Below are 19,635 nucleotides of genomic sequence, written 5' to 3' on the forward strand. Positions count from 1 at the left end.
TGCACTCTCCTCACTGGTAGCGCTTGTAGCAGCCCTCGTCGTCGGTGGCCAGCCCGGCCCGGAACGCCGCGATCCGGGTGAACGCGGCCGGCACACCCTGCCCATCGACCGCCGTGGCGACGTATCCGTTGGTCAGCAGCCCGGCGACGGCCTTGTCCAGGTCACCGGCGGTCAACTGCAGGCTGGCACCACTGGGCAGGTCATGCGGCTTGGCCATCTGACGCTGGGCCTGCGCGGTCAGGCAGGCTGTGCGCAACGCGGCCGTCGGGTCGTCCAGCTTGACTCCACGCTGGTTCTCCAGCGCCATCATGTACCGCGACACGACGATCGAGAACGCCGTGTTGTCACCCTGGATCAGAGTCTTCTCGGCCATGTCAGCCGGTGTGCCGATCTGTTGGAGGGCGGGCAGGTTCACCGAGATCGTGTTCGTCGACGGACAGTATGAAGCAGGCGAATCACCTTGCGAGGTATCGCATTTCGCCGGACCGTATGTCAGCTTCGGGGGCTGCTTCGGGGAATAGATCACCCCGAGCAACTCGACCAGGGTGCCGATCGTGTCCTTGTCGATGGGCAGGTCGGCGGACCGGTGATCGTCGTCCGTCGGCTCATCTTCGAGCTCCATCGGCAGGCCCTTGCGGCGCTGTTTGATGTCGTTCAGATCGATGGCCGCGCAGGCTTGCGGTCCGACGGTGAAGCCCTGCTGGAACGCGCTGACCCGGTCCAGCGCGGTGCCGTGGCCGTCGGTGAGCATGTCGTCGTCGTGCGGTCCCAGCGTTGGGTCCCGGACGGTGATCAGTCCGGCGAGCACATGGTTGAGGCCGTCGCCGGTGCTCATCATGAACCGCTTGGAATCACCGGCCGCGACATAGTGCAGATACGCGCCGGCAAAGCAGTCGGCCTGTTGTTCACGGACGATGACGGGCGTACTGCGGGTCACCAGCTTCGCCATGTACTGGATCGCGTGGCCGTACTCATGCCCGATCAGACCGGCGACTGAGACGTCGCCGAAGTACTTTCGCCCGGTCGGCACCATGATGCCGCGGTCCCAGGCCATCAGCTTCTCACTGGGGCAGTAGAAGGCATTCACCAGCCCGGCGGTGTCCTCTTCGCACGCCTCCGGACTGTTCCGATCGCGAGCGTCGTACGACAGGAACTTCTCGATGGGCTTGAACGAGCCCTTCAAACCCGATGCGCTGTAGTCGTGTTGCCAGTACTCGGCGATGTCGTTGATCGCCTGCAACGCCAGTCGGTCGACGTCGCTGTTGTTGGTGTTCTGTACCTTGCCGACCGCTGCGGGCGCGTTGTCGCGCAACCCACTCGGACCATCCTTGGCCGGGAGGTCGGCGACGTGGAAGGGGTCGTTGACGGGCGACACCGCGGTGCCGGCGACGGTCGGCGCACAGCCGGCGAGCAGCGTCACCGCGCATACCGCCACCGAGCGGCGCAGCGCCGTTCCGCGCATCACCCGCAATCCGAAATCGCCTGTCATCGTGCCCCCTGACGTTCGGTCCAGACTATGGCCTGCCGGCAGCTCCAGAACAGCGAACGGTGCACCCCGATGTCAGGGTGCACCGTTCATCGTCGGGCCGTCAGAACTGACCGGTAGCGATCTTCTGAATGCCCTTGTGGACCTGAATTCCGATGTAGCCCAGCACAACTGCGATGACACCGTTGATCACCACAGCCAATATCAGCATTGCCGTGAGGGTACCGCTGATGTAGGGGCTGCCGCTCACTCCCGCCAGGCCGATGATGCCGAACAACAGACCCAGCAGGCTTGCCACCGCACCCACACCGCAAATCCCGTAGGCCACGAACTGCGCTGCCAGCTTCGTGCCGAGGGCCAGGAAGCAGTAGGCCAACCCGAGCCAGACCACACTGGCGATGAGCGATCCGATGCCACCGAACAGGCTCAGGAACAACCCGATCAGCACCGCTCCGCCGTAGCCGAGATACACGAACTGGTTGGAACCCTGCGGGTTGTTCCGCATGTTCTGGAACCACGGCTGCTGGATCAGCTCACCGCGGACACCGCGCGTCATCAACCGGAAGATGAACGAATCACCCTTGGTGAGCAGCGACTTGGCCATGTCGACGGGCGTCTGCTGCGGACCCGGCGGTCCGCCGAACTGCGGTCCACCCGGGCCGGGGTATCCACCGGGCTGGGGTGCGCCGAAACCAGGCTGGGTACCGCCCGGGCCGAATCCGGGTGGCGGAACCGGAGCACCGAAACCCGGAGCGCCGAACCCGGGGGCACCGTAGGTCGGAGCGCCGAACCCGGGCGGGGGCGGCGGCATAGATGAACCCGCGGGGTTCCACGGCTGCTCAGGCTGCGGTGGCACCGGTGCTCCGGGCTGGCCGAACTGCGGCTGCGGCGGCTGATAGCTCGGCTGCGGCGGCTGCCACTGCGGGGCCGCGGGCGGCACCTGCTGGCCGTAAGGGTTCGGCGCGACGGGAGGCTGCGGCGGCTGCCACTGGGGGGTCGCGACGGTCGGCGGAACGACCTGAGTCTGGTCACCCGTCTCGGGGGCGGCTGCGGTCGAGGGAACGACCTGGGTCTGGTCGCCCGTCCCCGCAACGGCTGCGCTCGGCGACTGGAACGCCGACCGATCGACGAACTGGGTCTTCTCCTCGAGATCACCGGCCGTCGGCGGCTGCTCACTCGCCGGGCCGGCCTCGTGATTTTCGGACATATCGTGGTCTCCCTAAATATTGACTACTCAAGACACGGTACGGGCGCCAACATGGCGACAGCGCGGCGGTGTCACCCGCCGCGCGACCGAACAAACCCTGTCAGAACCGGATGTTTCTGATGCTGTCGTAAACACCGGCGATCCACAGCAGCAACGGAATCACCGCGGCAATCGCCGCACCGTCGGTCAGCTCCAAGATCCGCTTGGTCACCGGCGACACGCGGCCAACGCCGTCCGTCGCGCCGACGGTGATCAGCGCCACCAGCGCAAGGGCCACGTACAGCACGATCACCAGCCAGGCGCCGTCGGCATCCCACGAGACCAACTTGATCATCACCCCGGTCGGGATGGCCACCGTCGCCGCCAACAGTGCCCAGCCGCACCAGCGTTCGGCATACAGCCGCGACCGGAAGCCGCAGACGACCGTCACCAGTCCCGCGACGATCAGCGAATGCACGAAGAAGTGTCCCTGCACGACGATCGCGATGGCACCGTAGGTCAGCACCGTGACACCGGCGCTCAGGAAACCGATCAACAGCTGTCGTGCCAGCGTGCTGCGTTCGGTCAGCCGGGCCGCGGAATCGGGCACCGAATCGATGATCGCGCGCCATGTCGCCGACTCCTCATCGATGACATCGCTGTGCGCGGCAACGGGATCCAGCAGTTCCTCGTTCGCGATCACCTCACCCGGCGCGGGGATCGGCGGCAGCGCGATCCGCGCCACCGCGACAGTGAGCTTCGCCGCGTTGGTCACGACGATGAGGCCGAGCGCGATGGCACCGGCGGGAACCCACGACGCCCCGCCATATCCGTAAGCGATGGCGGCGCCCGTCACCGCGGCCGCGATGACTGCCAGGAAGGCTGCCACCGCGGCACGCTTTCGCGGTCCGCCGCGGGTCGCAAGCACGACGATCAGAATCACCGCCGCCGCACCGGCGAGCTGCGGCGCACCCATGTCGTTGATGCCCCGAGGGAGCGGAACCGCCAAAGCGGCCGCGCCACCCAACAGCGGCAACGACGCCACGAGAAGACTCTCGGACAGATCGACGTTGTCGTAGCGGCTCTTGGCAACGAAGCTGCCGCCCAACACCAGCGCGCCCAACAGGCCGAGCGCGACCGGCCACCACCAGCCGTGGCCGGACTGCGACCACGACCACAACGACGCACCAGCGACTGCGAGCGTCGCGACTGGGATGGCCAGTCCGACAAGCCGTTTCAGCGCGGCGCCATCGAACTCCGGGGACTCTTCGAGCACCGCCATGGCGTCGATGACGTCCTCGACCAGCGGCCGGTAGCGTTCGGTCCGACTCACCGACACCAAGGTCAGCAGGGCACCGTCGACGACCCCGGCGTCGTCGAGCGACTCGGTGGACTTCAACGGCGGCGACCCCGGACGCGCGAACGCCCAGACGCCCTGAGCCTTGAAGTCGAACCCGGCCAGCACATCGGCCGGGGTGTCGTCGAGCAGATCAGCGAGGACGTTGACCGTCTCGTCGATGTAGGTCTCGATCGGCGTCGATGCCGGCAGGACCAGATCGGTCATGCGTCGACCCGTCAGGATGGTGACCCGGGTGGTCGACTGCCTTGTCGGATTGTCAGCTGCCGCGGCGGGCGCAGCGGTTGCGGGGCCGGCCGATGCGGTCACCGGCGCTCGAGCCTGTCGAAGTCGTCGGACAGCGCCGCGGCGAGTTCGGTGATGCGCCGCTGGTAGGTCTTGCCCAGCAGGTCGAACTGGATGTCGGAACCGGCGGCGATGTGTTTGTCCCACGGCAGTACGACGACGCGGCCGGCGGGCACGTGGCGTTCGAACTGCTGCACCAGGTCGTCGACGTCGATGTTGGTCTTGCCCGGCGTCACGTGGTTGATGACCACACACGCCCGGCCCAGCAGATCCTGATATCCGTTCTGGCGCAACCAGTCCATGGTCACCGCAGCCTGGCGGGCACCGTCGATCGAGGCACTGGCGACGATCACCAAGCCGGACACGGTCGACAACACGGCTCGCGATGCCTGGTGGAACAACCCGGCGCCGCAGTCGGCGAGCACCAGGTTGTAGTACTGCGAGACGATCTTGACCGCAGCCGACCAGTCCTCTTCGTTGAAGTCGCGGCGCGCGACGCTGTACTCGGCCGATGACAGCACCTCGAGGTTGGAGGCGTTCATGCTGGTGTACGCGCGGATGTCGTTGTAGCGCGCAAGTTCCTTGTCGGACAACAGATCCGATATGGTCGCAGCCGACTGCCGGCCGGCCCGGTCGGCCAGGTTGCCGCCGTCCGGATCGGCGTCGACAGCCAGGATTCGGTCACCGCGGACTTTCGCCATGACAGAACCCAGAGTGACCGTGACAGCCGTCTTGCCGACGCCGCCCTTCAGCCCCAGCACACCGATCTGGTACGAGTCGCGGGCATTACGTCGGATCCGGGTGTAGAGGTCCAACTCGTACAGCTCGTCGGGCGACAGGCCCAAGTTGATCCGCGTCAGCAGGTAGAGCACGTGGCGCCAACCACGCTGCGACGGCATCTTCACCCCGGCCCGCACACCCACGTGCGACAGCGCGTCGATGGCGCGGTGGTCGCCGATGGTGGCGGCCGACGTCTGATCCGGCATGTGCTGCTCGGTCCACTGCATATCGGCCTGGGGATCCATGGCGTAGTGCTGCGGCGGCGGCTGCATGTGCCGCGGTGGGGGAGGCATCATCATCGGCGCGTGCTGCGGCTGCTCGTACTGCGCGCCTGCCATCGGCGCGCCCTGCGGCGAGCGCATGAGGCCGTTCTGCATGAATTGCGGTGGCGTAGGCGGCATTTGAGTCGTCACTTCGGACGGCCGCGGCGGCGGGACCATGCCCGGCGGCTGCTGTGGCTGGCCGGCAACGGGCGGGCCCGACGGCGATTCGGCCCCTGCAGCCGAGGCAGCGGCCGCGGAGGCAGACATCTGCGCGGCGGCAGCAAGGGTCGCGTGGTCGACGGTTCGCGTGGCTTCCTCGTTGTCGGCCTGGCCCGGCGAGTTGTTGAAAAGCCGGTCATAGTCGGCGGACATGAGTACCTCTCGATTGTGTGGGGATTACACCTGGAACGCACATGAGGTGGGCAGAGTCGACCCTACGCCGACCTGCCCACCTCCTGTGTTGCGTCGTGCCGATCGCCTAGCCGAACAATCCGGTGACGCCGTGCTCGGTCGACTGCATGGTGCCACCGGCCTCGCTGACCGCATGCCCGAGGCTCTGCAGCGCATTGTTGAGCTCCATCGCGGTGTTGTCCCACCGCTGCTGGACGGCCTGGTAAGCCTCCGAACCCGAGCCGCCCCACACCGAAGCCAGCTTCGCCAGCGAGGCCTTGCCCTCGTCCAGCAGGCCGTGCGTCGTGTTCACCGCACCAGCCAAGTCGCCGGCGCTTCCTTCGATGCCGGCGAAATTCCAGTCCTGTGCCATTTTGTCTTCTCCGCTTCTGAGTCGTTGTACGTGGTGGTTGGGTCTGGCTAGATCTGCATCTGGCTCGACAGCGACGACCCGGCGTCGGCATCGGTCGCGGTGTACTGCACGCCGGCAGTCTGGATGTTGGCGGAGATGTCGGCCAGCTCCTTGAGCTGCGCCGTCATGGCCTCGTCAAAGCGAGTCAATGCAGCCTGGGCCGCCATGCCCGCCTCGGGCGTCTTCATGTGCGTCGCGAGCTGGCCCGCCACCGCGTCGACGTGGGTCTTCACGCCGTTCAGCTCGCCCGCGATGCGATCGAAATTACCTGCCTCTGAGGCGAGGACTTCGGCATCTGTATTCATGCTCGTCATGCTGGATCACCTTTTCTATTTCCTGTGTCCTCACCACGGGAATGGCGAGTCCTTGCCGACCCCCCTGGGCCGGAAGCCTTTGTGTGACGCGACAACTCACCAGTCGTCGTCATCGTCGTCGAGGTCCTGAACCAGAACCCCGGGGGCTTTGAGGGCCTCCCTTGTCCCTCCGCCCTTCTCTGCTTTGCGGCCAGGCATTCCGCCACCGGCCCCACCGGCACTACTCACCGGCGCCTTGCCGGCACCTCCTGCACCCGCCGCCGCACCCGCCTCGAGCGAAGCGGTCGGGGGGCCCCCGAGACCACCGACCAGCGAGGCCATCAGCGGCGTCCGCGGTGCGGAACCGCCCATTCCGGGCAGTGACGCAGCACGCACCAGGCCGGCACCCGATGTCGCGCCCGAGCCACCCGCCAGCGGGTGATTGGAGAAGGGGCTGGCGCCCATCAGGCCGATCTGCGGCCCGTTGTTCTGACCGAAACTGCTGCCCAGCTGGCTGAAGATCTGCGTCACCTGTTGCATCGGCTGGCTCAACTGCTGAACTGGCTGCGTGATGAGCTGACCGAGCTGCTGCGGCAGCTGCGCGGCCTGCGATCCGACCTGCGAGACCACCTGCATCATCATCTGCGCGCCCTGCTGGCCTTTGTCTTGCTGCTCGCTGGCACGCTGCGCTGCCGATTCCGCTTTGGATGCCTGTCCCTGCGCACGTTGTCCCGCGAAATTCGCCTGGGCAGCGGCATTTCCCACCATCAGCGCCGCGTCTTCGATCGCCGACTGGCTCGCTACCTGCGAGATGACCAAGTTGCGCGCCACTGCCTCCGAAACCCCCATCGCGGCTCGCGCGACAATCGCCGCTTCCGTCGCCTCGCCGACCCCAGGTATCACGATGGGCTTTGGCGGCAGAATGGGTTCGAACAGCGTGTTCATGGTGGTCTCGGCCTGATACGTCTCCATCACCGAGCCCGCCAACGCCCACATGCGCGCGTAGTCCGCCTCGTTGAAGCCGATCGGCACCGTATTGATACCCAGGAAATTCGTGGCCTCGAGCACGCCGTGCGTGACGTGGTTCATCTCGATCTCCGGCAGCTGCGGAGTGGTGGCCAAGGCCAAGCTGTATGACTCCGCCTGTGCCAACGCCTGCATCGCGCGCTTCTGTGCCTGCATAGCAGTAGTGTGCAGCCACGTCACCATCGGTGAGGTTGCCGTGACGGCTCGTTCACTGCCCATGCCGGACCAGTTCGCGCTCAGTTCCGCCAAGCTGGCGGCAAGCTCCACCGCCTGCGTCTCCAGCGCGACGGCCAACGCTTCCCACCCTGCAGCTGCTTGCAGCATCGGCGCAGGGCCTGCACCGGCCATGAGTCGGCCGGTGTTCATCTCCGGCGGGAATGCTCCGTAGAACATCGCCGGCATGGCGGGAAGCCCCATGATTTGCTGTCCTCAGGCTCTGTGTGGGCTCGTCGTACGCGGTGGCTAGATCAGGGTCGCTGACGTGGCCACATCAGTGGCCTCATACATGGCGCCCGCCTCGACGTACGCTGCGCCAGCACGCGCCAGCTCTTCCTGGGCGAAGGCGTTGATGCCCATGACCTCGACCCCCTCGACGGCGAATGCCATGGCGGCCTGCAGCGACACTTCGTCTGCACCGGCCGGGACCAGGGTGCTGGCCTCCGTCATGGTGGCAGTGCCGGTCGCAATTCCACGCGCTCCGTTGGCGACAACCTGCGTGCCGACGCCGATCGCGCCCTCTTCATGTTGCAAAGGCTGCATTTCTTTTCTCCTTACCAATTCAAGATCGCGGTATGGAATTGTGCGAACGGCACAGATAAGAATTGAAGATCCCCCACGGAACCCCCGTTCCCCCTAGGCCGATCAGCGGGCGTTTAGCGTTGCTGAACGTCTGAAACTGATACTACCGAGGGTTTTGGGGGGTTACCTACACTTATTCCGCCGGAGGATCAACATAGGCAGCCTGGATGACCTCCTTACCGTCCGGTGACACCAGAAGCGCCTGGCCAGGGGGCCTACGACGGAGTTTGAACTCGCTCGACGGGAACTCCGCTTTCTCGCCCGACAGGAACATCGTCGGCGTTCCGGCGCCATAAGCGGTACCGACGAACTTGTCCATCGTGGACCGGTGCGCCTGACTCATCTGACATGTCACGATGATGTGCAGACCGATATCGGCGGCGGCCGGCAATAGCGGAGCCAATGGCGCCATCGGCGACCCCATACCGCTGGCGGCGACGATCATGTGCCAGTCGTCGACCAGCAGCACGACGTCCGGACCGCTCCACCACGACCGCGAGCGCAACTGGGACGTCGTCAGGTCCGGTGGCGGCAGCCGCTTCTTCAGGTTCACCGCCAGCGCCTTGATGGACTCTTCCAGGGCGGCGATGTTGCGGTTGATGGCGCCCGCCGCGAGCAGATGTGTCTCAGGCACGGCGTCGAGGAGGCCAGACCGGAAGTCCGCGAGCATGAACCGCACCTGATCGGGGCTGTTGCGCTTGCAGATCGCCTCCGCCACCGCATGCGCAATGGTGGTCTTGCCTGACTTCGGCGCACCGAAGATGAGCTGATGCGGCGTGTTGTACATGTGGTTGTACGCCACCGAGAGATCGGATTCGCGCACGCCCACCGGCACCGTCCACCGAGTCCGGTAGTCGTTCTCCGGGCCAGGCGGATTCGGGTCGAGTTCGTGCAGGTAGATCCGCTCGGGCAGCACGCGAACCCGCGGAGCCATGTCGGTGTGCAGCGACGCGATGTGGTCAACGGCCGCGGTGATGGCCGGCACCAGGTCGGCTGCGCTGTGCACCCCGTCCATCCGGGGCACCCCGATCATCAGGTGGTGCTTCTCCATCGACACCGCCCGCCCAGGGCGGTTCGGCGGAATCTCGCGGGTGATGCGGTCGATCTGCGTCTCGTTGACGTCACCGAGGCGGAACTCGACCTTGGTGCCCAGGTAGTCACGGACACGGGATTTCAGTTCCGTCCAGCGCGGCGTCGAGATGATGACGTGCACTCCGAACGACAGGCCCTGGCCGGCGAGGTCCTGAACCACCGGCTCGAGGTCCGGGAACTCACCGACGAACGCCGGCCAGCCGTCGATGATCAGGTAGACGTCACCGAACGGATCCTGCGACGCCGGATGATTCGGGTCCTCACGCAACTGTCGGTAACTGGCGATCGACCCGATGCGCAGCTCTTTGAACGTCAATTCACGCTGCCGCAGAACGGCTTTCATCTCCGCGACGACGCGCTGTACCCGGTCCGGTTCGGAACGGGTGGCGACGCCGCCGACGTGCGGCAGGTCCTCGAGGTACATCAGACCACCACCACCGAGGTCGACGCAGTAGAACTGCACCTGGCGGGGGGAGTGGGTCGCGGCCGCCGACAGCACCAGCGTCTGCAGAAACGTCGACTTCCCGGTCTGCGGCGCACCGCCGACCGCAATGTTGCCGCCGGCCGCCGACGTGTCGATGCCCCACACTTCCTGCTTGTGGCGGCGCGGTTCGTCCATGATGCCGAGGCCGAAGCGAAGCGGGGCCCGCTGGTCGCGCTCCACCAGTTCGTTGACCGGCATCGGATCCAGCAGCGGCGGCAGCCACATCTTGTACGCGCGGCTCTCACCGGTCGTCAGCTGGTTCAGCACCACTTCACGCAGCGCGCGCTGTTCGGTGTTCGTCATCGTCCGACTCCCGAATCTGCCATCGGCGCTGCGGTGAACGGCCGAATCCGGAAGTTGTTCTGCGCCACCACTCGTGGCGCGTCGTCACCGTCGTCGTTCTCCGCTGCCGTCGGCACGTAGGTGCCGCCGGTGTAGATGCTCTTGAACTTGACCGGATCCTCCATGCCGACCCGGAGGAAGCCGACGCCGCTCTCCTTGTTGGTGATGTACTGCGCCTCGGGCGTACCGATCACCGCCTTGGATTCGGCGGAGCTGGTGGTACGCAGCGCGATTCGATACGTCAGGTTCGGCTCCAGTTTGTCGATGCGGGCACCGCCGGTGTTCAGCGACTGCGTCGCCAGCAGCAGGTGCACGCGCAGCGACCGGCCCACGCGACAGATGCGGTCGAACAGTGCGATGAAGTCCGGGTGGTTCTGCAGCAACTCTGCGAACTCGTCGACGACGACGAAAAGCGTTGGGAGCGGCGGCAGGTCGGCCCCACGCTCGCGGTACTTCTCGTACTCGGCGACGCCCGACAGCGCACCGGCCGCGCCGACCTGCATACCGGCCTGACGCAGGATGTTCTGCCGCCGGTCCAGCTCACCGGTGAGCACCTCGCCCATGCGGCCGACGAGTTCGGCTTCCTCTTCCATGTTGGTGACGACGGCCGCGGTGTGCGGCAGCTTCTCCATGCCCAGGAAGGTCGAACCACCCTTGAAGTCGGTCAGCAGCAGGTTGATCTGATCCGGATGGTGCGTCGCAACGAGCGAAAGGATCAGGGTACGAAGGAATTCCGACTTACCGGAACCCGTCGTACCGATCAGCATGCCGTGCGGACCGGCACCGAACTCGGCGCCCTCCTTGATGTCGAGATGCATGATCTCGCCATTTTTCAGCTGGTGGCCGAACGGAATCCGCAACCGGTCCTGATCCGTATCCGAGTACATCCGCCACCGCCGCGGCGTCACTTCCTCGACCGAGCGGGCACCAACCAGGTGGTGCCATTCACTCGACACCTTCTTCTGGACGCGCGTGCCCTTGTCGATGATCGTGCCGGTGATGGACCAGCCCGCGAGCTTGCGCGCCAACCGGCCGGCCGACGTCGGGGTCACCGAGTCGGTCACGGTCGTGACCTCACGCCATGGCTGGGACGCCGTGCGGTCCTCGCACGAGCCGTCGGGATTGACCTTGATGCGGTAGCCCGACCTGTGGTTGCCCTTGGTGATGACGGTGACGCCGGCGCGACCGTCGACCGGGAAGCCGGCTTTGCCGCCGGTCAGGTCGACCACCAGCACGTAGGGACCGGAAGGCGGTGCGTCGGCACTGTGCGGACCGCGCGCCGTCAGGTCGGCCAGCCCGTCCGGCTTGGTGAACACGAGGCGCCTGGGTCCGGCGTCGTCGAACTCGGTCTGGCTCTGCACGTGGGGCAGCCACTTCAGCCACGCCCAGTCGGGATCGTCGAGATCGTCCATCAGGACCCGGATCTGCAGCAGGTCCGGCGGATGGAAGACCGCCAGGTGACAGATCATGGCGGCGAGCAGACCCCTCGACCCTTCCGGATCACCACCGACTGCGATGGTCGGGTAGCTCTTGAGGATCACCAGCTTCGGGCAGTCGTGCACCAGACCGTGGGTGCGCAGGAACTTAGTCACCCACATGTGGCTGACCGGTTCCAGGTGCGCCTGCGGTGCGGCCATCGGGCCCGCGAGGTCCGACCCGATGTTCGGCTTGAGCAGTCGGTCGACTGCCGCCTGGGCGCCGATGCCGATGCGGGCACCCATGAAGAAATCGGCGTTGTTACCGCTGACGCTGCGCGACCACTGCCGCTGCGTGCCCACGATGGACAGCAGGTCCTCGGGATGCGGTGCGTGGTAACTGAAGAACGTCACCTGCGCATCCGCCGACGACGTCACGCGCGTCCGCAGGCCTGCCAGGTACCGCAGATACTCCTTGCGGTCCTCGTTGATCTCCGGCACCTTCTTGCCACCGCCACCGCCGCTGGCCATGTAGCCGACGGTGCCCATGATCATCATCAGCGGCATCATCAGCATGTACGGCGACAGCTGACGAACGCCGGTGAAGATCATGATCGCGATCATTCCGAGCATGCCGCCGCCCATGACGTACGGCATTGCCTTCTGCATGCCGGACGCGGGGATCTCGATGCCCAGGTCGTCGGGCGGCGTCACGTTGATCTCACCCGGGGTCAGGCGCGGACCGCGCTTCATCGACGGGGTGAACTTCTTGGTTGTCATGACGCACCTCCCGGATGCGGCGGAGCCGCGGCCTCGTTGCCGCCGCCCACCTTCCGCGGTTTCGGATCCGCCGGCAGCGTGTCGTGCTCGAGCAGCGCCGCCTCCTTCGACAGCACCGGGCCTTCCATCAGCAGACCGACCACCTGCCACGGCGCCGTGACGGCGCCGCTGAGCCCGAGGGCCTTCGCGGTGTCGTCGTTGGCTATCCCATACCGGACGCCCTGGGCGTCGACGTAGTACTGGGCCTCGCCGTACCGCGGGTCCGGGGACTGCAGCCGGATGAACTGGCCGCCGTCGATGTAGACGGTGGCGTCGCCGCTGATCTGCTTGATGCCGTTGCCCATCGAGCTCGGCGGGATCGGCAGGTGCCGACCGACGATCACTGTGGTCTTGGCACCCTGGTCGCCGGCTTCGCGCTGCCATGCCCAGCACACCGTCGGATCGTCCTGCGGCAGCAGCATGGTCATGGGCTTCGCCGGCAGCGGTGAGGTGTAGGTCTGCTCGGGGATCTTGGCGACGACGCTGGATTCCACCGACGGCGGCGAGATCAGCCCGTAGGAGTTCGTGGCGCGCAGTGCGGCCGCCGTGGTGTCGTTGACCTTCGCGACGCCGTCGGGCAGCACCACGTACTGCTGCTTGCTGTTGTCGGTGACCGTCTGGAACACCGTGCCGTTGACCAGATTCGGCGGCAGGCCGACGCTGTTTGGCGCGCCCGCGGCCGGGATCGGGGCCAGGGCCCAGGGGCCGACGTTCGGCAGTGCGTTGAACAGGCCGGACGAGATGGGCGCCGACTTCGAACCGACCGGAATTCCCACGGCGGAGGTCAGGGCGCGGTCGGCCAGGTCGATCGCATGCCGCCCATCCTTCGTGATGAGCCAGGTCTTGTCCTGATACTTGACCAGCACGCCCTGATCTGGCCGGATGGGGCCGACCCCGCCGCCCAGGACGACGGGTTCGACGAGCACCGAGGTCTCGACGGTCGGGGTGACGCTCTCGGGCTTGGTGACGGTGTCACACACCGACCAGGTGCCCGACGTGCCGTTGATCGGCGTCGCATAGGGCGCACCGGGGATGCCGATGGGTTGACCCTTGGGCATCTTGGACAGTTCCGCAGGCTTGACGACCTGCGGCTCACCGGTGTGGCCGAGAACCAGCCGCGCCGATGTCAGGTTGTAGACCGGACGGATCTGCCCAGAACCCCCGGGCATCACCACGTACAGCTGGTTGGTGCTGCGGTCGACGAGCAGCGAGTCGCCACCCCGCTTGCCTTGCGGTTTGAAGTACGCCAGCATCGCGGCACCGAGGCAGACGATGACCGCGACGACGATGCCTGCCGACACCGACCGGCTGTAGAACTGCAGCGGGTCGTCGAACATGCGGGTGTCGCGCCGCACGATGGCGTGCTCGACGCGACGGAGCAGGAAGCGCCAACCGCTGACCTGAACCTTGGTGGTGAGCCGGAAATCAGCCATCGGTTATTCGCCGATACTCAGGCGCCGGTGCACCCCGCCGATCGCGGAAGCCATATCGTCGCCGGTGATCTCGCCGAGCGCCTCGACGCTGAGACTCTCGATGTCCATCGAGCGGGCGAGGCGCATGTCGCGTGCCTGCTCACCGGCCTCGACCAGCTGTCGCGCGTAGCGGCCGTTACCGGCGATGTCGATGGCCGGCTTGCCGTTCAGCTCGTGCTGGTACAGCGTGGTGGCCGCTTCCAGCACCTGCTTGGCCGCTTCGTCGTTGATCAGCGAATCATTGCTCTTGGCAATGACTTTCGCGATCTCGACGATCTCTTCGGGGGAGTATGACTCGAACTCGATGCGGGTGGCGAACCGGGAACGCAGACCATCGTTGGCTTCCAGCAGCCGGTCGATGTCCGAGCTGTATCCGGCGATGATGACGACCAGCCGGTCGCGGTCGTTCTCCATGCGGGCCAGCAAGGTGTCGATGGCCTCCGAGCCGAAGGCGTCGCCGCCCTGCAGCCCGTCCTGGATCAGGGTGTAGGCCTCGTCGATGAACAGCACGCCGCCGAGCGCCCGGTCGATGACCTTCGACGTCTTCACCGCGGTGTGGCCGAGGTACTCACCGACGAAGTCCTTGCGGGACGTCTCGACCAGCTTGGGTTCGGCGATGACGCCGAGGCCGGCCAGGATGTTCGCGACCACGCGGGCGATGGTGGTCTTGCCGGTTCCCGGCGGCCCGGTGAAGATCATGTGCTTGGACTGCTGAGCGACCTTCATGCCACGCGCGGCCCGGATTTTCGCCATTTGCGTTGCGGCGCGGTAGGTCTCGATCTGCTCTTTGACCTTCGCCAGGCCGATCTGCCGGTCCAGTTCGGCCTGGGCATCGCCGAGCATCTTGTCGCGCGCCGAGGTGTCCGCCACCACGCTGTTGGGATCCCACTTGTCGGAGCGGGCCGCGATCTTCTCCGCCGTGGTGGTCGTCAGGCGATAGTTCGGATCACGAAGCGCCTCAGTGACTTTCGGCTCCGGGAAATTGGCCTGCAGCCATTCCAGCAGGCGCCGCGCGCCCTCTTCGTTGCCCTGATCCCGGAATGTCATGGCCAGGTACCACGCGATGGGCCGGCCGCACGCCGTCCCGGCCGGGGACTCGTTGGCTTCGGTCAGCTTGTCCTTGGCCTCGGTGAACAGGCCGAGGTTGGCTGCCGCGACACCTCGGGCCACGCCGGCCGCGCCGGCCAGGAACGCGTCCGGCCAGCTCTCCGAACCCCGGAGCACCTCCATGACGTCGGTCCAGCGCTGGCCGCCGGTGTAGATGACGGCCTTGACCCACGCCACCAGATGCTCGGAACCGCCGACCGCCGCGCCCTCCACGGCTTCCAGCGCGTCGGCATAGTTGCCCTCGGCGGCCTCGTTGACGGCGAACGCCAGCGTGAGCGCCAGCGGCGAGTTCACGGGGTAGGTGATGTCACCGAGCTCGCCGCCGATGCGCACCCGGGCGTTGACCTGCGCCAGCGACACCTCGGCCTGGCCGGCGAGCATGCCGAGGTTGCCGCGTGAGTACCAGGCGCGGAACAACGTCGTCCGGTCGGTGTCGCCGCAGCGGATCCGCCCGATCCAGGCGTCACACGCGGTCTCGTCGACCGACGTGATCTCGCTGAACAGCTGCATCGAGCGCGCCGGTGCGGTGTCCAGCATGCCGACGGCGTTGTTGAACATGGCGGCGAGTTGGTCACTCATTGGCGTCTACTTCCCCTGAATATCTGGTGGCAAAGATGTGGGCGCGGGTCGCGGCGGCGTCTTCCGGAGACGGGAGATCGAGACTGCGGGACAGGAAATCCTTGGCCTCGGCGCGGTCATGGCCCAGTTCCCGGAGTCCGGAGTACATGACGTCGTATTGCGCCGACCTGCCGTCCTGGCGGGCGAGTCCGGCGATCACGAGAATCTCGTCCGCCAGTTCGACTTCCGTCATGCTCGTGACGCCCGGAGCGAGCCGGATCCGGTGGATCCGGCCGTCCATGAGGGCCGTGACGGTCACCGTCTGCGGCGGGTTGGTGACCGTGTACCCGAACGGGACGGGCTCGTCATCGATGGCGGGCAGATCGTCCCCCGTGCCAACGGCATCGGGGGTGACCACGTCGTCGTCATCGGCGTACAGGTAGTCGAGTGCGCCGCCGAGATCGTCGTCCGAGCCGTCGTCCGGATCATCGCCCGACGGCTCGTCATCGAACCCGTCATCATGGTGGGCCGCCAACGTCAGTCCTGGTAGTCGTCGCCGGCGGCGCCCGCGGAGGGCGTGTCGAACCAGGATCGCGACGGTAGGAACTCCAACAGCCCCTGCAGGGCGCGTTCCAGGTTCTCGTCGGTGCCGGCGAGGAAGCTGCCGTACAGCTCGCCGCTGACTTTCCGCGGCAGGGAGACGATGCGGCCCAGCCGGGAGTCGAGAACACCGGCGGCGACGTCGGCCTGGCTGAAGGTGCCACCCTCGTGCCGCTCGTTGGCGGTGAGTTCCACCCACGAGTCGGGGTTGGCGATGAGTTCGGAGTAGGCCCGCGCCGAGCTCAGGCTGATGCCGAACTGGGTGAGCTGGTCCGGTGTGCGGGCGTCACTGAGCCGGCTGGTCGACGCGGTCAGGGGTTCGACGTTGGCGGGGTTGGCCGTTCCGAGCACGGCATTGACCATGCCGGCCAGGCCCACCTGCGGGGCGACCCGCTGGACGACGATCATCTCGCCGTCGCGGGCCGCGACGACATGCCGCTCACCCTTGCGACAGACGACGAACCGCAGCATCTTCCCGCCGACGTCGCGGCGCCACCAGCGGCCCTCGATGGTGCGGTCGGCGCGGCTGAGGGTGTCGACCATCGCGGCGACTTCCGGATGCGGATTGCCGTAGATGTCGAGGACGCCCTGCGCCGTCAGATCCCGCCGCACCTGTTCCCAGACTCGGTCTCGAAGGTCGAGCTGAGGAATGTTCGGCCGGATGCCGAGGCTGACCGGGAAGTCCATGAGCTCGAGCTTGTCGGCGATGACCAGCATGCCGTCGATGGTGACCTCGACCGCGATGACGTCGTCGATGCCGCCCGAGGCGCTGCTGGCCGCGGTGTACGGGCCGGTCACGACAACCGCCCCGACGCCATAGCCGACCCAGACGACCCGGCATCACACCCGGCGCATGTGTCCACCCGCTGCATCTCGGCTCCACCCCCTGTTCCCGGCGCCAGGCGCCGGGCATCGCTGTCCTCCGTGACCATCTTGGTACGCCACCTGACGGACGGCAGGCCGATGGCCAAACTCCTACGCGAGTCACGGCATCTGACCTGCGCGGGCGGCCCCACACCACCCCCACAGCGCTTCCCCACAACCCGCATCGAGCCTACCAGCGGGTCCGCCGCCGGATCCGCACCAATTCGCCGGAAGCACACACCCGACCGGCGCGGTCGACGCACGACGAAAACCGTTGGCGGACAGGGTAATCAACGGTGTCACCGGCGATACGCCCGAACCGTCCGCCGAACGGGCGTCGACGCAATTGGGCCCGGCCATCCCGCCGTCGGCGCCGGCGTGGTCGATACTGGGAGGGCATCTGCGTCTTGGCACCTGCGTCGAGCGAACCGAGGAGAGAAAGCGCGTATTCGGTGACTGACCACTTCGAACCGCAGCCGGGCCCCCCGGAAAGCGCTTTCGCCGGACATCCCGTGAACACACCGCCGGCGTGGCCGCGCGTGAATCCGGCCGGGAACAACACCGGCATGCAACACACCGAACCGCTGCAGCGCAGGGCCGGCTACCCACCGCAGCCCGGTCCCGTCCAGCCGGGCCCCATGCCGCCCGGTCCGATGCAGCCGGGACCGCACCCGCACCAGCCCTGGCCACACGGTCCCCAGGGCCAGTTCATGCCGCCAGGTTCGTACGCCGATGCCATTCGCCGCGACGACCTGCTCCGGACCCGCAAGCCCGAGCCCGGTCGCGGCTGGCGCAAGACGCTGTTCAAGGCGACGTTCGGGCTGGTCAACCTCGGTCCGTCACCCGACGAGATCCAGGAAGCACAGCAGATCAACCGGATCCGGTCGGCGCTTTCGGGCCATTACAAGGTCGGTGTGATGGGCAAGGGCGGCGTCGGCAAGACGACGGTGTCGGCATCGATCGGGTCGCTGTTCGCCGAGCTCCGGCAGGAGGACCGGGTGGTGGCCGTCGATGCCGACACCGCGTTCGGCAAGCTCGGCAGTCGCGTCGACCCAAAGGCCCTGAGCTCGTACTGGGAGTTGGCATCCGACCAGCACCTGGAGAGTTTCGCCGACATTCGCAACCGGGTCGGCAGCAATGCCGCCGGGCTTTTCGTGCTGGCCGGTGAGGCGAGCCCGGCGCGCCGCCGGGTGCTCGATCCCGCCGTCTACCGGGAGGCCGCCTCCCGGCTGGACCGCCATTTCACCATCTCGATCATCGACTGCAGTTCCACGATGGACAGCCCTGTCACACAGGAAGTGCTGCGGGATCTTGACGCGCTCATCGTGGTGTCGTCGCCCTGGGTCGACGGCGCGGGTGCGGCCGGCCAGACGCTCGACTGGCTGGCGGCGCACGGCCTCAACGGTCTCCTGCAGCGAACCGTGGTGGTGCTCAACGATTCCGACGGCCACGCCGACAAGCGCACCCGCTCGGTGCTGGCGCAGCAGTTCGCCGGGCAGGGGCAGGCCGTTGTCGAGGTGCCGTTCGACGGGCACCTGCGGCCGGGCGGCGTCATCGCGGGCACCCGGGAAATGGCGCCGGCGACGCGGCGCAAGTTCATCGAGATCGCTGCCGCGCTGGCGGCCAACTTTCCCACCGGTGACGACCGGCACCGCGCGCGTTCCTGACGCCCGAGGCAGCTAGACCAGCTGCAGGAGCAGCTTTTCGACCAACTCTTTGTCCTGCTCGGACACCGCTGCCTCGGCCTCGGCGCCGACCACGACGGCCTCGGGCACTCCGGCCGCCAGGGCCGTCTCCTGAATGGTCAGGTTGGCACCGCGGCGGGCCGCGTACAGCCGCTGCCCGAGCGTTGCGGTGGGCGATTTCGCGCCGAGCAGCGTCAGTTCGTCGATGCGGGCACGCACCAGTCCCAATGCCTTGATCAGCGGCGGCGACACGGGGCCGAGCCGCGCGGCACTGGCCGCGACGGCCTCGAGCTGCCGCAGGTCGGACAGAATCTGGGTGACCCACGGCGTGAATTCAGAATCCTCGATCGCCGGCAGTGCGTCCGCCGTGGCGCCCAGCGTGTTCACCGCGGCGACGACGGCCTGCGCGATGAGCGGAACCTCACCCGCATTGGTCAACGGCGGGGCCGGGGCAGCCTGCGCCTGGGGCGCCAACGGCACCTGCGTCGTCGGGACCGGCTCGCCACTGCGGATCCGGGCGATGGTTCCCGGCGGCCACTGCAATACCTCTTCGAGACGCAGGCGGGTTCTCTCCCGCGGCCAGCTGCGGCCCTTTTCGAAGGAGATCAGCGCTCCGGCGTTGATGATGCCGTCGGCCGCCAGACTGCGCTGGCTGATGTCCAGCTCGCGGCGCCGCGCGGCGGCGGCGGCACCGGCGCGCTCCATTCCGGGGTCGACTGCGGGCAGGGCGATGTATTCGGTGACGTCATCGGGATCGATGTTCGGCACCCGATGTCACCTCCCATCCCTTGCGGCCCGCGCTCAACACGAAATCCGGAGCACCGTCGGCGGTCCGATACAGCTTAACCCGTTCAGTCCCGCATAACTATTGCGTTAACAGTCACTGAACCGTATCGGTGCGGCGCGAAGCGCTTCAGTTAG

At 66.9% G+C, this 19,635-nt stretch carries 16 protein-coding genes; 1 reads left to right on the forward strand and 15 read right to left on the reverse strand.

The window, feature by feature from the left end; genetic code table 11:
- Nucleotides 1-10 precede the first annotated feature (10 nt).
- The 14 genes from BR47_RS0115090 to BR47_RS0115155 form a co-directional block, all read right to left on the reverse strand.
- The gene (locus tag BR47_RS0115090) at nucleotides 11-1,462 is read right to left on the reverse strand and encodes a neutral zinc metallopeptidase (protein ID WP_029104864.1); all 1,452 of its coding nucleotides are present in this window, start codon (nucleotides 1,460-1,462) and stop codon (nucleotides 11-13) included.
- 127 nt (nucleotides 1,463-1,589) lie between these two features.
- Nucleotides 1,590-2,693, reverse strand: coding sequence for a hypothetical protein (locus BR47_RS33525; RefSeq protein ID WP_029104863.1), 1,104 nt, complete (start codon nucleotides 2,691-2,693; stop codon nucleotides 1,590-1,592).
- A 100-nt stretch (nucleotides 2,694-2,793) separates the two neighbouring features.
- Nucleotides 2,794-4,338 carry a type VII secretion integral membrane protein EccD gene (eccD, locus tag BR47_RS0115100; protein ID WP_020099963.1) on the reverse strand — a complete coding sequence of 515 codons (1,545 nt, stop codon included), beginning with the start codon at nucleotides 4,336-4,338 and terminating at the stop codon, nucleotides 2,794-2,796.
- The gene (locus BR47_RS0115105) at nucleotides 4,335-5,729 is read right to left on the reverse strand and encodes a MinD/ParA family ATP-binding protein (RefSeq protein WP_020099962.1); all 1,395 of its coding nucleotides are present in this window, start codon (nucleotides 5,727-5,729) and stop codon (nucleotides 4,335-4,337) included. Before BR47_RS0115105 ends, eccD begins: the two co-directional genes overlap by 4 nt.
- A gap of 106 nt (nucleotides 5,730-5,835) precedes the next feature.
- Complete coding sequence (locus tag BR47_RS0115110) at nucleotides 5,836-6,120, reverse strand: WXG100 family type VII secretion target (RefSeq protein ID WP_020099961.1); 285 nt, start codon at nucleotides 6,118-6,120, stop codon at nucleotides 5,836-5,838.
- 47 nt (nucleotides 6,121-6,167) lie between these two features.
- Entirely contained in the window at nucleotides 6,168-6,473 is a 306-nt protein-coding gene (locus BR47_RS0115115; protein WP_029104862.1) for a WXG100 family type VII secretion target, read from the reverse strand.
- Between the two features lie 96 nt (nucleotides 6,474-6,569).
- Entirely contained in the window at nucleotides 6,570-7,895 is a 1,326-nt protein-coding gene (locus BR47_RS0115120; RefSeq protein WP_020099959.1) for a PPE family protein, read from the reverse strand.
- Between the two features lie 45 nt (nucleotides 7,896-7,940).
- Nucleotides 7,941-8,237 (reverse strand): PE family protein, encoded by a 297-nt coding sequence (locus tag BR47_RS0115125; RefSeq protein WP_020099958.1) that lies wholly within the window; start codon nucleotides 8,235-8,237, stop codon nucleotides 7,941-7,943.
- Between the two features lie 172 nt (nucleotides 8,238-8,409).
- Nucleotides 8,410-10,155 carry a type VII secretion protein EccCb gene (gene eccCb, locus BR47_RS0115130; RefSeq protein WP_020099957.1) on the reverse strand — a complete coding sequence of 582 codons (1,746 nt, stop codon included), beginning with the start codon at nucleotides 10,153-10,155 and terminating at the stop codon, nucleotides 8,410-8,412.
- Nucleotides 10,152-12,389, reverse strand: coding sequence for a type VII secretion protein EccCa (gene eccCa / locus BR47_RS0115135; protein ID WP_029120031.1), 2,238 nt, complete (start codon nucleotides 12,387-12,389; stop codon nucleotides 10,152-10,154). The genes eccCb and eccCa overlap by 4 nt, the downstream gene beginning before the upstream one ends.
- On the reverse strand, nucleotides 12,386-13,861 hold the full coding sequence (gene eccB, locus BR47_RS0115140) for a type VII secretion protein EccB (protein ID WP_029120032.1): 1,476 nt from the start codon (nucleotides 13,859-13,861) through the stop codon (nucleotides 12,386-12,388). The genes eccCa and eccB overlap by 4 nt, the downstream gene beginning before the upstream one ends.
- Before the next feature lie 3 nt (nucleotides 13,862-13,864).
- Nucleotides 13,865-15,586, reverse strand: a complete 1,722-nt coding sequence (gene eccA / locus BR47_RS0115145) for a type VII secretion AAA-ATPase EccA (RefSeq protein ID WP_029120033.1) — start codon at nucleotides 15,584-15,586, stop codon at nucleotides 13,865-13,867.
- Nucleotides 15,579-16,100 (reverse strand): hypothetical protein, encoded by a 522-nt coding sequence (locus BR47_RS30595; protein ID WP_051634813.1) that lies wholly within the window; start codon nucleotides 16,098-16,100, stop codon nucleotides 15,579-15,581. Before BR47_RS30595 ends, eccA begins: the two co-directional genes overlap by 8 nt.
- A 2-nt stretch (nucleotides 16,101-16,102) precedes the next feature.
- The gene (locus BR47_RS0115155; protein ID WP_029120034.1) at nucleotides 16,103-16,963 is read right to left on the reverse strand and encodes an ESX secretion-associated protein EspG; all 861 of its coding nucleotides are present in this window, start codon (nucleotides 16,961-16,963) and stop codon (nucleotides 16,103-16,105) included.
- A gap of 518 nt (nucleotides 16,964-17,481) precedes the next feature.
- Here BR47_RS0115155 and BR47_RS0115160 point away from each other — a divergent pair.
- The gene (locus BR47_RS0115160) at nucleotides 17,482-18,696 is read left to right on the forward strand and encodes a MinD/ParA family ATP-binding protein (protein ID WP_020099951.1); all 1,215 of its coding nucleotides are present in this window, start codon (nucleotides 17,482-17,484) and stop codon (nucleotides 18,694-18,696) included.
- A 12-nt stretch (nucleotides 18,697-18,708) separates the two neighbouring features.
- Here the strand turns inward: BR47_RS0115160 and BR47_RS0115165 are convergent, their stop codons facing one another.
- A complete protein-coding gene (locus BR47_RS0115165) occupies nucleotides 18,709-19,482 on the reverse strand; it encodes a hypothetical protein (protein ID WP_020099950.1) in 774 nt (257 codons plus the stop codon).
- Nucleotides 19,483-19,635: the final 153 nt, after the last annotated feature.

The organism is Mycobacterium sp. UNC410CL29Cvi84, assembly GCF_000686745.1.
Classification (GTDB): Bacteria; Actinomycetota; Actinomycetes; order Mycobacteriales; family Mycobacteriaceae; genus Mycobacterium; species Mycobacterium mucogenicum_B.

Coding starts and splice junctions, on each gene's coding strand:
- BR47_RS0115105 (WP_020099962.1), bottom strand. CDS start 5,729: ATGTCCGCCGACTATGACCGGCTTTTCAACAACTCGCCGGGCCAGGCC.
- BR47_RS0115110 (WP_020099961.1), bottom strand. CDS start 6,120: ATGGCACAGGACTGGAATTTCGCCGGCATCGAAGGAAGCGCCGGCGAC.
- BR47_RS33525 (WP_029104863.1), bottom strand. CDS start 2,693: ATGTCCGAAAATCACGAGGCCGGCCCGGCGAGTGAGCAGCCGCCGACG.
- BR47_RS0115090 (WP_029104864.1), bottom strand. CDS start 1,462: ATGCGCGGAACGGCGCTGCGCCGCTCGGTGGCGGTATGCGCGGTGACG.
- eccA (WP_029120033.1), bottom strand. CDS start 15,586: ATGAGTGACCAACTCGCCGCCATGTTCAACAACGCCGTCGGCATGCTG.
- eccCa (WP_029120031.1), bottom strand. CDS start 12,389: ATGACAACCAAGAAGTTCACCCCGTCGATGAAGCGCGGTCCGCGCCTG.
- BR47_RS0115120 (WP_020099959.1), bottom strand. CDS start 7,895: ATGGGGCTTCCCGCCATGCCGGCGATGTTCTACGGAGCATTCCCGCCG.
- eccCb (WP_020099957.1), bottom strand. CDS start 10,155: ATGACGAACACCGAACAGCGCGCGCTGCGTGAAGTGGTGCTGAACCAG.
- BR47_RS0115125 (WP_020099958.1), bottom strand. CDS start 8,237: ATGCAGCCTTTGCAACATGAAGAGGGCGCGATCGGCGTCGGCACGCAG.
- eccB (WP_029120032.1), bottom strand. CDS start 13,861: ATGGCTGATTTCCGGCTCACCACCAAGGTTCAGGTCAGCGGTTGGCGC.
- BR47_RS0115115 (WP_029104862.1), bottom strand. CDS start 6,473: ATGACGAGCATGAATACAGATGCCGAAGTCCTCGCCTCAGAGGCAGGT.